Here is a 13,443-nt window from a genome sequence, read left to right as displayed (position 1 = left end):
ATGCTCACCTTCGGCATCGAAGAGGAATACTTCATCACCGACCTGCACAGCCGCCGAATGCTCAGCGAGCCGCCGGCAGCGGTGTTGACGGCCTGTCAGCGGGCGATAGGCGCGGGGTTTGCCTTCGAAATGTTCCAGGGGCAGATCGAAGTGGCGTCGCCGGTGTTCAAGGCCAGCCGCGACGCCGCCGATTACCTGGCGACCGTGCGGCATAACCTGGCGCAATCGCTCGGCGACTTCGGCCTGGGCATCGTCTGCGCCGGCAGCCATCCGCTGGCCGCCTGGCGCGAGCAGACGCCCACGGTGCACGCGCATTTCGAGCAGTTGTTCGAGGACGTTCAGCAGGTGGCGCGCCGCAGCGTGTTGTGCGGTTTGCATGTGCATGTGCAGGTGCCGGAGCAGCTCGATCGCATTGCGGTGATGAACGAGGTCTCGCCGTGGCTGCCGTTGTTATTGTTGCTCAGTTGCTCGTCGCCGTTCTGGGAGGGGGCGCCCAGTGGCTTCATGAGTTACCGCCAGGCCGCTTGCGATGAGTGGCCGCGCATGGGGGTACCGGAGCATTTCGAGGACTGGGCGGCCTACCAGCGGTATTTGGGATTGCTGCGGCGCATGGGTGTGATCAAGGCCGACGGCAACGGCTGGTGGGGCATTCGCCCGGCGGCGCGTTATCCCACCCTTGAGTTGCGCATGACGGATGCATGCCCCCGGCTGGAGGATGCGCTCACCCTGGCCACGCTGTTTCGTGTGATGGTCACCCATGCCTGCGGCATGGCTCGGCCCGGCGCCACGTTTACCGCGCAGACGCGTTGGCTGCTCCAGGAAAACCGTTGGCAGGCCAAGCGCTATGGCGCGCAGGGCGCCTTCGCGCTGGACGACGAGGGCGCCACTGGCACTGCCGAGCAATGGTTGGAGCGGGCCTCGCGACGGTTTCGAACGACCGCCGCCAACATGGGTGAACCCGCCGTGTTCGACCACGCCCTGGCGCTGTTGCGTCGGGGCAGCAGCGCGGTCGATCAACTGCGGTGTTTTGCGGACGCCTCGGCCAAAGGCGCGGATGCGCATGCCGGCCTACAGGCGGTCGTCGACCGCTTGCTCGCCCAGAGCCGTGGCGACCTTTGATCGGCTGCCCGCGAACGCCAACGGAACACTCGCCATGAGCGCTGCCCCTAATGAATGACGCTACTCAACAACCGGAGTGCAGCCCATGCGAGCCATGACCTATCAAGGCGCCCATAAGGTGCAGGTGGACACCGTTCCCGACCCCATCATCGAGCAACCCGACGACATCATTCTGCGGGTCACCGCCACCGCTATCTGCGGTTCGGACCTGCACCTGTACCGCGGCAAGATCCCCACCGTGGAGCATGGCGATATCTTCGGCCATGAATTCATGGGCATCGTCGAAGAGACCGGGCCAGGGGTGACGGCGGTGCAACGTGGTGACCGCGTGGTAATCCCGTTCGTGATTGCCTGTGGCGAGTGTTTCTTTTGCCAACTGCAACAATTCGCGGCCTGTGAAACCACCAACGACGGACGCGGTGCGATTCTGAATAAAAAGGCGATCCCACCGGGCGCCGCGCTGTTCGGCTACAGCCGCCTGTATGGCGGCGTTCCGGGTGGCCAGGCCGAACTGGTGCGGGTGCCCAAGGCCAACAGCGGGCCGTTCAAAGTGCCCGGCGTGCTGGCGGATGAAAAAGTACTGTTTCTCTCCGACATCCTGCCCACCGCCTGGCAGGCTGTGACCAACGCCGGCATCGGCCAAGGCTCCAGCGTGGCGATCTATGGCGCCGGGCCGGTCGGGTTGCTGAGTGCGGCGTGCGCGCAAATGTTGGGCGCCGAGCAAATCTTCATGGTCGACGATCACCCGTATCGGCTGGCGTATGCGCAGCAGATGTACGGCGTGATCCCGATCAACTTCGAAGACGACGATGACCCCGCCGACACGATCATCCGCCAGACCGCAGGCATGCGCGGCGTCGACGGCGTGGTGGATGCGGTGGGTTTCGAAGCCAAGGGCAGCACCACCGAAACCCTGCTCACCACCCTCAAGATCGAAGGCAGCAGCGGCAAAGCGTTGCGCCAGTGCATCGCCGCCGTGCGCCGGGGTGGAGTGGTCAGTGTGGCGGGGGTGTATGCCGGGTTTATTCACGGGTTCATGTTTGGCGACGCCTTCGACAAAGGCCTGACCTTCAAGATGGGCCAGACCCACGTGCAGCGCTTTCTACCGCAGTTGCTGGAGCATATCGAATTGGGGCGGCTGAACCCGGAGGCGATCGTCACCCACCGGCTGTCTCTGGAACAGGCGGCACGGGGTTACGAGGTATTTGATAAAGGCGAGGAGCAGTGCCGCAAGGTGATTCTGGTGCCGGGCATGGAGGATCGGCCGCTGACCGAGCCGCTGGAGCCGGAACCGACCCCCGGCCTTCGCGTACAAGGCGTACCCGGTTTCTAGGCCAAATACCTCTGAATGTGGGAGGGCCTGCTCCCACATCGGGGCCTGGTGTCAGGCCGTCGCTTGCGGCTGCAGGCGCAGCTCACCGTCCACGTCCTTGACCAACCCGCTGGCCAGGAACAACGGCGCCAGGCGTTTGTGCAGTTGCGGCTCGACGAATTCCCTCACCGTCTCCAGCACCAGAACGCCACTGAGCGGCAGCTCGGCCTTGGTGTATGACAACCACGCCTTCTTCAACGCCAGCAGCACATCGCTGCCCGCCGTGGAGGCAAAGCGGCGGTGGGTGGGTTTGCCGTCGAAGTTGAACGTGTGCTGGAACTCATAGCCGCTTTCATCACCGCCGCCGGCGGTGCAGCGGATGCAGGTGCAGGTGCCGTCGCCGAAAGCGCTGCGTAGGTAGGCGTTGAAGTCCATCACGGGCTTGAGTGACAGGCGCTTATCCACCTCGAACAGGTCCCCGGTCATTTTTTCGTCAGTGTTCAACGTCCATTTCCTCGCAGGTTTACCGCAGTTTTTCTAAGCGCGGCACAATACCAGCCACGCGCGGGTTTGGGGATTATTTGCATAACCATTGAGACGCCGGCGGTGGGTCAGTCGGCTTATTTTCAACTGACCCACCGCTATCGGGAGCAAGCCCCCTCCCACAGGGGGGCGTCATCGTCTGTAAGGTCAGCGAAAGAACTCCCCCGGCGTCGCCTCAAACTGCTGGCGAAATGCATTGATAAACGCCGACGTCGATTCATACCCACAGTTCAGCGCCACATCTGTCACCCGTTCGCCTTGTTCCAGGGCGGGCAGGGCGCTGAGCAGGCGCAAGCGCTGGCGCCAGGCGCGGAAGGTCAGGCCGGTGTCTTTCAAAAACAAGCGGCTGAGGGTCTTTTCGCTGAGCCCCAGTTTTTCGCTCCATTGCCCCAAGGTGGTCTGCTGCTCGGGGCGCAGGTTGAGGCTGCGGTAGATCTGCCGTAAACGGGCGTCGTGGGGCAGGGGTAGCATCAGGTCCACCTGGGGCGCGGCGGCGAGTTGGTCGAGGATCACCTGGGCCAGGCGCCCGTCCGGGCCGTCCTCGGCATACTCCACCGGCAGTTCGCTGAAGCTGCGGATCAGCTCGCGCAACAGGCTGCTCACCTCCAGCACATGACACTGCTCGACCGCCCAGGCGGTCACGCTGCAATCCAGATACAGGCTGCGCATCTCGGTATGGGGCGCGCTGTAGACGCGGTGCGGCATGCCCGCTGGAATCCATACCGCGCGTTGCGGCGGCGCGACAAAGCGCCCGGCGCTGGTCTGGATCTCCAGCACCCCGCTAATCGCGTAGGACAATTGCACCCACGGATGGCTGTGGCGACGGGTCAACGCGCGGTTGGGCAGCGATTCGGTACGCCCATACACCGGGCGTGGCAGGCTGGACAGCCCGGGAATGCTGCGGCGCACGGTCTTGTCATGTCCTTTGGGCGGCATTTACTGGCTCATTGGCGTTAGTCGGTAACAAGCGGTTACGTTAGAGTCGCGGTGACGCTCTTGGCAACCCCTGGAAGATTCGCTCATGACTCGCCCCCGTTTCCTGCCCGACAACTTCACCCTGACGCTGATCGCCACGGTGATCCTGGCCTCCCTGCTACCCGCCAGCGGCCAGACCGCCGTGGCGTTCGGCTGGGTGACCAACCTGGCTATTGCGCTGCTGTTTTTCCTGCATGGCGCCAAGCTGTCACGCCAGGCCATCGTCGCCGGGGCCGGCCACTGGCGCCTGCACTTGCTGGTGTTCAGCCTGACCTTTGTGCTGTTCCCGCTGTTGGGCCTGGCGCTCAAGCCGGTGCTGTCGCCGCTGATCGGCAACGACCTGTACATGGGCATGCTCTACCTCTGCGCCTTGCCGGCCACGGTGCAATCGGCGATTGCCTTCACCTCGCTGGCGCGCGGCAATATCCCGGCGGCGATTTGCAGCGCGGCGGCGTCGAGCCTGTTTGGTATCTTCCTCACGCCGTTGCTGGTGACGCTGTTGCTGAATGTGCACGGTGACGGCGGCAACACCCTCGACGCCATTGTGAAAATCAGCGTGCAATTGCTGCTTCCATTTGTCGCAGGGCAAATCGCTCGTCGTTGGATTGGCGAGTGGGTAGGCCGCAATAAAGCGTGGCTCAAATTCGTCGACCAGGGCTCGATCCTGCTGGTGGTCTACGGCGCCTTCAGCGAAGCGGTCAATGAAGGTATCTGGCACCAGATCCCGCTGTGGGAACTGGGCGGCCTGGTGGTGGCCTGTTGCGTGTTGCTGGCCCTGGTGCTGATGGCGTCCGCCTTGCTGGGCAAGGCTTTGGGCTTTAGCCAGGAAGATCGCATCACCATCCTGTTTTGCGGCTCGAAGAAGAGTCTCGCCACCGGCGTACCGATGGCCCAGGTGCTGTTTGCCGGTGCAACCATGGGCGTATTGATCCTGCCGTTGATGCTGTTTCACCAGATCCAGTTGATGGTCTGTGCGGCGTTGGCGCAGCGGTATGCCCAGCGACCGGAAGCGATTTCGGAGCTGATGGGGCAGGTCGATCCTTGAAGCGTCGTGTTACTATTTTTCTGCGCTGCTCAAGGGCTGGCATTGGGCCGGATTGATCAGCGCAGGAACTGAGTACGACGCCCGTCAATGAGCATTTCTGCCGCAACTCCCCAAGCCAATTGGCAACCGGTCATCGCCCTCGCGCTGGCCGCGTTCGTCTTCAATACCACTGAATTCGTGCCGGTCGGGCTGCTCAGCGCCATCGGCGCCAGCTTCGACATGCAGGTGTCCAGCGTCGGCCTGATGCTGACTATTTATGCCTGGATCGTGTCCCTGACCTCGCTGCCGGTGATGTTGCTGACCCGCAACGTCGAGCGCCGCAAGTTGCTGATCGTGCTGTTCGGCCTGTTTATCGCCAGTCATATCCTCTCCAGCGTGGCCACCAGCTTTGGCCTGCTGATGGTCAGTCGCGTCGGCATTGCGTTGTCCCATGCGCTGTTCTGGTCGATCACGGCGTCGCTCGCGGTGCGCCTGGCGCCGGCGGGCAAACAGGTACAAGCCCTGGGGCTGCTGGCTACCGGCACGTCATTGGCGATGGTCCTGGGCATTCCCCTCGGCCGCTTGCTGGGCGAGGCCATGGGCTGGCGCACCACCTTTCTGGTGATCGCCGCGTTTGCGGGCGGGCTGGTGTTCTGGCTGGCGCGCACCTTGCCGCTACTGCCGAGCCAGAACTCCGGCTCGCTGCGCAGCCTGCCGCTGCTGTTCAAGCGCCCGGCGCTGGTGGCGCTCTACGTGCTCACCGCGATGACCGTGACCGCGCAATTCACCGCCTACAGCTACATCGAACCTTTCGTCGAAGGCGTCGCCGGCCTGGGGGGCAGTGCGGTCACCTTGATCCTGTTGGTATTTGGCGGCGCGGGCATTATCGGCTCGCTACTGTTCAGCCTGGTGCACCGCTTCAACCCCCACCTGTTCGTGGTGGGCGCGGTGTTTATCCTGGCGGCGTGCCTGGCGCTGTTGCTGCCCTTGAGCGGCGCCGAATCCTACCTGGTGATCCTGAGCATGTTCTGGGGCATGGCGATCATGGGCTTCGGCCTGGCCATGCAGTCCAAAGTGCTGGTGCTGGCACCGGACGCCACCGACGTAGCCATGGCAATGTTCTCCGGCATCTACAACATCGGCATCGGCGGCGGCGCCCTGATGGGCAGCTGGGTCGGCAGCCACTTCGGCTTCGCCTGGATCGGCGCGGCGGGTGGGCTGCTGGCGGCGGTGGCGTTAGGTGGGTATTGCCTGGCGATTCGCCGGTTTGGGACGGGGGTGGCCGCTGCTTGAGTGCGGCACTCGCGGATAGGCCCCGACAATAGGATGCGAAAGCGAGTCATGGATTTTTAGAGAGAGCGTGGTGGATATGGATAGGCAGGAACAGGAACTTAAGCGTTTTCTTGAGGCGCAGACCCGCTTTTCGTTTGCGGATGTAGGGACTGCCTATACGGCAAAGGATTTTTGGACGTGGGCCTTTTCCAACATGGAGGTCCCTGTTCTACGAGGTGTGTTGATCGAATACCTAGTGGCCCGCCACCTGATCGCCCACAACGACGCAATCGTTGGGGACACGGTAAGGTCACTCACTACCGAAACGCCTGGCCCCGGTGATTTGACCAAGAGTATCGAGCGATTCTACCGGCAGCAGCCCCATGGCGATGTGTTTGATCTGCAACTGACATGGGGCGTTACGCTGGAGATTAAAAGCACGGCGTCGCCAAACAGCTGGCGGATCAAGAAAACCAGTCGCTGGAACTGTATCGAGGACAAAAACCTCAAGCAGACCGTGTTTCCAGCACACTTCTACGTCCTCGCCCATATGGCCGATGACGCGGTGATCAAGGACGGTAAGCTCGATTTGGGCGCGGTGGTTTTTCACGTCCGAACCGGTCGTGAAATGGACGCGCTCGCGGGCACGCATGAGTCGGTGGGGTTTTCCACGTTTGTTGGAGAGGGTGCAGGTGTTCGCTCGTGCAGTTTTGATCAGCTTCCCGACGTATTGCTTGCGCTGCAAACCCAGCGGCTTGCCGATATCCGGGCAAAAATGCTGCCCGACTGGCAGCTTGAGCCTCTCAAGCAATGCCACGATCAGGTTTACCTCCCGCTGGCGGTCGAGCAGGACGGGAAAGTGGAGGCTTGTTGGTATATAGAATTCAAGTACGAGCTTGGAGGTAAAAAGGGCAGGCGAGTGGTCCCTCTTGAACCCATTCACTCATGCTGGCTCCCCGGGGTGATACCCGACTGGCGCGACTGGGAGGCTGCGGGCTTCTGCTACGTCGCGCAGGGGGAAGCGATTGTAGAAGTGGGCGAACCCACTTCGGTAACGGCTTCTTAACGCCCAGCCAACACCTTCTCCAATTTCTCCTGGTCCCGCGCAAACTGGCGAATCCCTTCCGCCAGTTTCTCGGTGGCCATCGCGTCTTCATTCGAGGCCCAGCGGAACTGCGCTTCGCTCAGCGGTTGACGGGCCTCGCCCTCGGTGCCCGGCACCAGTTTGCGCGCCAGCGGGCCATGGTCGTCAGCGAGCGTTTGCAGCAGGTCCGGGCTGATGGTCAGGCGGTCGCAACCGGCCAGTTCTTCGATCTGGCTGAGGGTGCGAAAGCTTGCGCCCATGACCACGGTCGGGATGGCGTTGGCCTTGTAGTAGTTGTAGATGCGCGTCACCGACTGTACGCCCGGGTCTTCGGCGCCGGTGTAGTCCAGGCCGGTGTGCTTGCGGTACCAGTCGTAGATGCGACCCACGAACGGCGAGATCAAAAATACCCCCGCATCGGCGCAGGCCTGGGCCTGGGCGAAGGAGAACAGCAGGGTCAGGTTGGTCTGGATGCCGGCTTTTTCCAGGCGTTCGGCGGTGCGGATACCTTCCCAGGTGGAGGCCAGTTTGATCAGCACGCGGTCGCGGCTGACACCGGCCTGGTCGTACAAGGCGATCAATTGGTTGGCCTTGGCCCATAACGCGTCTTCATCGAAGGACAGGCGCGCGTCGACTTCGGTGGAGATACGCCCCGGAATCACCTTGAGGATGCCGCAGCCCACCGCCACCGCAAAACGATCGCAGGCCAGGTCGACATCGCCCTTGGACGCGCTGACAGCATTGCGCAGCAACTCGGCGTATGCCGGGATGGCGGCGGCCTTGAGCAGCAGCGAAGGGTTGGTGGTGGCGTCCACCGGGCGCAGGCGGCTGATGGCTTGCAGGTCGCCGGTGTCGCAGACCACGGTAGTGAATTGCTTGAGTTGTTCGAGTTTGGACGTCATGAGCGGCGGTCTCCAAATAAGGTTAGCGGTTGAGGGCCTGGGCGGTGTCGAGGTCGGTGACCAGGATGTCGAGGTAGCCGCCGGTGAGCGCGCCACGAATCGCCTGGACCTTGTTCAGCCCGCCGGCCAGGCCGAGCACGCGGTGGATGTTGCGCAACTTGGGCAGCGCCACCGACACCACGAACTCTTCATCTTCCTCCAGCACCGGCTTGCCCTGGGCGTCGAAGTAGCGCAGGCAGATATCGCCCACCGCGCCGCGCTCGGCCAGCAGGCGCAGCATGTCTTCAGTGTAGTAATTGCCGCTGTTGCGCAGCAGTTGCGAGGGCTCCAGGTCGCCGATGCCGACAATCGCCAGGGTGATGCTGTCAAAGCGTTGCAGCACCTCCTTGACCTCTTCCATCTGCACGATGCGCTGCTTGCTCTGCACCGATTGCTCGATACTTTGCGACGGCAGCAAATACGCCGGGCAGTTGAGCAGGGTGGCCAGGCGCTGGGTGAGCAGGGTGGCTTCGAACGCGCCTTTGTTGCCGACGCCGCCGAGCAATTGCACGACTTCCTCGGCGCCTTGCTTGCCCGGTTGCGCATGCAGGTGGCCGACCATCGCGCGAATGGTGCTGCTCCACGACGAAATGCCGATGCGGTCCTGGGGCGACAGGCTGGTTTCAAGATAGTGCGCGGCGGCTGAGCCGATGGCTTGCTTGATGCTTTCATCATTGCCGGGCTCGGTGGCTTCCACCACGATCACCCGGCGCACGCCGTAACGGCGTTGCAATTGGTTCTCCAACTCCAGATGCAGGCCTTGCAAGCGCATCACGCTGATCTTCACCACGCCTTCCTGCAACGCCCGGCGCAGGGCGCGGCTGATAAAGGACTGGGACAGGTCCAGTTGCGTGGAAATTTCGGACTGCTTGAGCCCTTCTTCGTAATAGAGGCTCGCAATCTTGGTGATCAGGCGCTGTTCTTCGATCTGGCTCATGAAAGCCTCAGTGGTTGACTCAATGGCCGTGAGGATACCAAACCCTCACGACATGATCAGGCCGCCATCAATATTGATCGCCTGGCCGGTCAGGTAGGCTGCGTCGTCCGACGCCAGGAACGCCACCAGCCCGGCGACATCCGAGGGCTTGCCGGCGCGGCGCAGGGGGATGTTCTTGACCCATTCGGCCATCAACTCACCCTTGGCGTAGCGTTTTTCGTCGGTGCTGAGGATCTCGCCCCATACGCGGTCGTTGTAGTCCCACATCTCGCTTTCGATGATGCCGGGGCAGAACGCATTCACCGTGATGTTATGCCGCGCCAGCTCCAGGGCCAGGCTCTGGGTGATGCCGATCACGCCCATCTTGCTCGCGGCGTAGTGCGGCGTGTAGATGAAGCCTTGGCGGCCCTGGCCGGACGAGGTGTTGATCAGGCGTCCGCTGCCTTGCTTGACCATGTACTTGGCCGCCTCCCGGCAACCCAGCCACACGCCGGTGGTGTTCACCTGCAGCACCTTGTCGAAGTCGGCGCGGGGCATGGTGTCGTAGTGGTCGATGGTGATGATGCCGGCGTTCTGCACCGACACGTCGATACTGCCAAACCGCGCGTGGCCTTCGCGGTAGAGGCGTTCGATATCGCTTTCGTTGGTCACGTCGATGCCGAGGGCGAGGGTGCTCACGCCATATTCACGGGCCAACTGGTCGGCGGTGAAGGTTACGCGCTCCAGGTCGTTGGAGGCCAGCACCAGGTGGGCGCCTTCACTGGCGAAGCGCTCGGCGATGCCGGCGCCGATGCCTCGGCAGGCGCCGGTGATAACGATGGTTTTACCGCTGAATCGTTGCGACATGACAGGCTCCTACCAGCACACAAAACCGCCATCGACCAACAGGTCGACACCGGTACAGAACGACGAGGCCTGGCTGACCAGAAAGATCGCCGGGCCGACCATTTCTTCCACGCCGGCCATGCGGCCCATGGGCGTGGTCTGTTCAAAGATCTTCACCTGGTCGGCGACTTCCGGGCGCGAATTCATCGGCGTCGCGGTGTAGCCGGGGCTGATGCAATTGACGCGCAGGCCCTTGTCGGCCCATTCCATCGCCAGGCTCTTGCTCAGGTGGATCACCCCGGCCTTGGAGGTGTTGTAGTGCGCTTGCAACAGGCCACGGTTGACGATGCTGCCGGACATGGACGCGATGTTGACGATGGCGCCTTTGCCACGCGGCAACATCACGGCGGCCTGGGCCTGGCAACTGAGGAAGATGCCGGTGAGGTTGATGTCCAGCATGGTTTGCCAGCGTTGCAGCTCCAGGTCCTCGGCGGCCTGGGCGTTGGCGATGCCGGCGCAGTTGACCGCGACGCTGAGTTCGCCCAGTTCGCGTTCGGTGCGTGCCACGGCGGCATCCAGCGCGGCGCGCTCGGTGACCGTGCCGCTCAAGGCCAGGGCGCGACGGCCCAGGGCCTGGATACGCTCGACGGTGCTGGCGATGCCGGGGCTGCCGGCTAGATCAAAGCAGGCCACATCGGCGCCGGCTTGCGCGAGGCCGACGGCGATGGCCTGGCCGATGCCGCTGCCGGCACCGGTAACAAAGGCGACTTGGCCCTGAAGACTGAAAAGCTGCATGCAATTACTCCATTCTTGAATTCACAGCAGATCCCCTGTGGGAGGGGGCTTGCTCCCGATGGCAATCTGTCAGTTGATAAATCAGCTGGCTGATCCACCGCCATCGGGAGCAAGCCCCCTCCCACATCGGATAGCGGTGATCTTTGGTCAGGCAGTGGCCATTTCCATTACGGAAACCGGTGTCGCCTCGCCCCGTTCCAGAATCCCCATCTGCCGCCCCCGGCTCATCACCATTACCCGATGGGACAGCCCGAGCACCTCATCCAGGTCCGAACTCACCACAATCACCGCCATGCCCTTGGCCGCGAGGTCGGCGATGACTTCATAAATCGCCGCCCGCGCGCCCACGTCGATGCCGCGTGTCGGCTCGTCGAGGATGAACACCTTGGGATTACGCGCCAGCCACTTGGCAATGATCACCTTTTGCTGGTTACCCCCGGACAAACTGGAAATACGCGACTGCGGCGCACCTTTCACACCCAGACGAGCCACCGCCGTGCGCGCGAATTCACGCAGCGGGGCAGGGAACACCCAGCCGCGCTTATCCAGCAGGTCGGTGTTGCCGTAGATCAGGTTGTCTTCGATGCGATGCTCCACCACCACGCCTTGCTGCTTGCGGTCTTCGGGCACCAACACCACACCGGCCTGGATCGCCTCGAACGGCGAACGCAACTGGCGCACTTCGCCATCCAGCAACAGATGCCCCTGGATGTCCTGGGCCGCACCGGCCAGGGTGCGCACCAGTTCGGTCCGCCCGGCGCCGACCACGCCGGCAATGCCGAACACCTCGCCAGCACGCACACTGAAGTCGATGCCGTGCAGGGCAAACTCGCGGCAACTCACATCCTTGACCTGCAACATCACCTTGTCCTGCGGGGGTTGCAGGGCGGGGAAAATCCGCTCCAGGCTGCGCCCGACCATCTGCTCCACCAGTTCCCGCACCGGCACTTGCGCAGTGGCATGCAAGGCGATCTGACGGCCGTCGCGCAGCACCAATACACGGTCGGCAATGCGCGCGATTTCTTCCAGGCGATGGCTGATATAGATAAATGACACGCCCTCGGCCTTGAGCCGCTCCACTTGCTGGAACAGCAGCTCGGTTTCCTCGCCGCCCAACGCGGCGGTGGGTTCATCCAGGATCAACAGGCGTGCCTTGAGGGTCAGCGCCTTGGCGATTTCCACCAGTTGCTGGGCCGCCACGCTCAGCCCTTCGACCTTGCGCGACGCCGGTACCTTGAGGCCCAGGCGCTCCAGCTGGATCTGCGCCTGGGCCTCGATGTAGGCACGGTCCACCCGCCCGTGACGCATGGGCAGGCGACCGACGAAGATGTTCTCGGCGATCGACAATTGCGGCAGCAGGCGGATCTCCTGGTGGATCAGGCCGATACCGGCGCCCAACGCCGCACCCGGCGAGGCGGGCGCGTAGGGCGCGCCAAGCCAGGTCATGCTGCCCCCGGCCTCCGGCTGCACCAGCCCGGCAATGATCGAGGACAAGGTCGATTTGCCCGCGCCATTCTCGCCGAGCAAGGCCAGGACTTCACCGGGGCGAATATCCACATTCACTTGCGACAACACCTGCACCGGGCCATAGGCCTTGCTGATGTTGTGCAGGCACAGCACCGCGTCGGCGGCTGTGTCCAGAGCTGCTGCGTGCATGACGACCTCCCAGGGTTACGGGTGCTGTTGCAGGAACGGCGCGACGTTTTCTTTGGTGGTCAGCACGGTGGGCAGCAGTTGCTCTTTGGGCAGGGTTTTGCCGGCTTTCAGATCAATCGCCGACGCCACCGCCAGGCGCCCCATTTTCTGGGTCTGCTGGGTCATGGTCGCATTGAGCACGCCGCTTTCCACGGCCTTGAGCCCGGCGACGTCGCCGTCGAAGCCGACGATTACCACCTTGTGATCGAGATTACCGACCTTCACCGCTTGCGCGGCGCCCAGCGCCATGGCGTCGGCGCGGCCGAAGAATACGGTGATGTTGGGGTCACGCTGGAGCAGGTCCTGGGCCACGGCGAAGCCTTTATCCTGCGCCCATTCGGCGGGTTGCTGGGCCACGACATTGAGGCCGGGGAAGGCTTTGAGGCCCTCGGCAAAACCCTTGGCACGATCGTTCTCGGGGGTGGTGCCGATCTGGCCTTGCAGGATCGCGATGCGGCCCTTGCCTTCGGTAACCTTGCCCACGTACTCGGCCAGGGTCTTGGCGCCGGCCACGCTGTCGCTGGCGATAAAGGTATCGCCCGGTGCGTCGGGGGCGTTGCGGTCTACGGCGATCACCGGGATGCCGGCGGCTTTTGCGGCCTTGACCGGTACACCGGCGGCGGTGGCGCCGGCCGGGATGTAGATCAGCACGTCGATCTGGCGGGTGATCAGGTCTTCAATCTGGCTGACCTGGGTGGAGGAGTTGCCCTGGGCGTCCACGGTGATCACCTTGATTCCCTTGGCCTTGCCCTCGGCTTCCACCGATTGCTTGATCTGGTTGAAGAAGTCGGCCTGCAGGTTGGCCACGGCCAGGCCGATGGTCAGGTCCTTGGCCCAGGTGGTGCCTGCGGCGGTGAGGGTGGCGGCTGCCAAGGCGGTGGCCAACAGCAATTTTTTGGGGCTGAACATGTCGGTGACTCC

Annotated in this window: 13 protein-coding genes; 5 read left to right on the top strand and 8 right to left on the bottom strand. The window is 63.2% G+C overall.

The window, feature by feature from the left end; translation table 11 throughout:
• Nucleotides 1–1,119, top strand: a complete 1,119-nt coding sequence (locus tag KSS96_RS17350) for a carboxylate-amine ligase (RefSeq protein WP_017527249.1) — start codon at nt 1–3, stop codon at nt 1,117–1,119.
• An 85-nt stretch (nt 1,120–1,204) separates the two neighbouring features.
• Nucleotides 1,205–2,452: a zinc-dependent alcohol dehydrogenase gene (locus KSS96_RS17345; RefSeq protein ID WP_017527250.1), complete on the top strand. Its 1,248-nt coding sequence runs from the start codon at nt 1,205–1,207 to the stop codon at nt 2,450–2,452.
• Between the two features lie 51 nt (nt 2,453–2,503).
• Here the strand turns inward: KSS96_RS17345 and KSS96_RS17340 are convergent, their stop codons facing one another.
• Entirely contained in the window at nt 2,504–2,935 is a 432-nt protein-coding gene (locus KSS96_RS17340) for a hypothetical protein (RefSeq protein ID WP_217855139.1), read from the bottom strand.
• A gap of 186 nt (nt 2,936–3,121) precedes the next feature.
• On the bottom strand, nt 3,122–3,910 hold the full coding sequence (locus KSS96_RS17335) for an AraC family transcriptional regulator (protein WP_017527252.1): 789 nt from the start codon (nt 3,908–3,910) through the stop codon (nt 3,122–3,124).
• 85 nt (nt 3,911–3,995) lie between these two features.
• On the opposite strand from KSS96_RS17335, the gene KSS96_RS17330 reads away from it, so the two are divergent.
• From KSS96_RS17330 to KSS96_RS17320, 3 genes are all read left to right on the top strand, one after another.
• Complete coding sequence (locus tag KSS96_RS17330; protein ID WP_017527253.1) at nt 3,996–4,994, top strand: bile acid:sodium symporter family protein; 999 nt, start codon at nt 3,996–3,998, stop codon at nt 4,992–4,994.
• Between the two features lie 87 nt (nt 4,995–5,081).
• Entirely contained in the window at nt 5,082–6,266 is a 1,185-nt protein-coding gene (locus KSS96_RS17325; protein WP_017527254.1) for a sugar transporter, read from the top strand.
• Between the two features lie 76 nt (nt 6,267–6,342).
• The gene (locus KSS96_RS17320) at nt 6,343–7,311 is read left to right on the top strand and encodes a hypothetical protein (protein ID WP_217855137.1); all 969 of its coding nucleotides are present in this window, start codon (nt 6,343–6,345) and stop codon (nt 7,309–7,311) included.
• Here KSS96_RS17320 and tal read toward each other — a convergent pair.
• The 6 genes from tal to KSS96_RS17290 all read right to left on the bottom strand — a co-directional run bounded on the left by tal (nt 7,308) and on the right by KSS96_RS17290 (nt 13,431).
• Nucleotides 7,308–8,231: a transaldolase gene (tal, locus tag KSS96_RS17315; RefSeq protein WP_017527256.1), complete on the bottom strand. Its 924-nt coding sequence runs from the start codon at nt 8,229–8,231 to the stop codon at nt 7,308–7,310. The genes KSS96_RS17320 and tal overlap by 4 nt on opposite strands.
• A 22-nt stretch (nt 8,232–8,253) precedes the next feature.
• Nucleotides 8,254–9,207 (bottom strand): sugar-binding transcriptional regulator, encoded by a 954-nt coding sequence (locus tag KSS96_RS17310; RefSeq protein ID WP_017527257.1) that lies wholly within the window; start codon nt 9,205–9,207, stop codon nt 8,254–8,256.
• 45 nt (nt 9,208–9,252) lie between these two features.
• Entirely contained in the window at nt 9,253–10,053 is an 801-nt protein-coding gene (locus KSS96_RS17305; RefSeq protein ID WP_017527258.1) for an SDR family oxidoreductase, read from the bottom strand.
• 9 nt (nt 10,054–10,062) lie between these two features.
• The gene (locus KSS96_RS17300) at nt 10,063–10,827 is read right to left on the bottom strand and encodes an SDR family oxidoreductase (RefSeq protein WP_068935775.1); all 765 of its coding nucleotides are present in this window, start codon (nt 10,825–10,827) and stop codon (nt 10,063–10,065) included.
• Nucleotides 10,828–10,974: 147 nt separating this feature from the next.
• Nucleotides 10,975–12,483 (bottom strand): sugar ABC transporter ATP-binding protein, encoded by a 1,509-nt coding sequence (locus tag KSS96_RS17295; RefSeq protein ID WP_017527260.1) that lies wholly within the window; start codon nt 12,481–12,483, stop codon nt 10,975–10,977.
• A gap of 15 nt (nt 12,484–12,498) precedes the next feature.
• Nucleotides 12,499–13,431: a sugar ABC transporter substrate-binding protein gene (locus tag KSS96_RS17290; protein WP_065878697.1), complete on the bottom strand. Its 933-nt coding sequence runs from the start codon at nt 13,429–13,431 to the stop codon at nt 12,499–12,501.
• Between the last annotated feature and the right edge of the window lie 12 nt (nt 13,432–13,443).

This window comes from Pseudomonas asgharzadehiana, assembly GCF_019139815.1.
Classification (GTDB): Bacteria; Pseudomonadota; Gammaproteobacteria; order Pseudomonadales; family Pseudomonadaceae; genus Aquipseudomonas; species Aquipseudomonas asgharzadehiana.
This window is presented reverse-complemented; position numbering and strand designations above follow the sequence as displayed.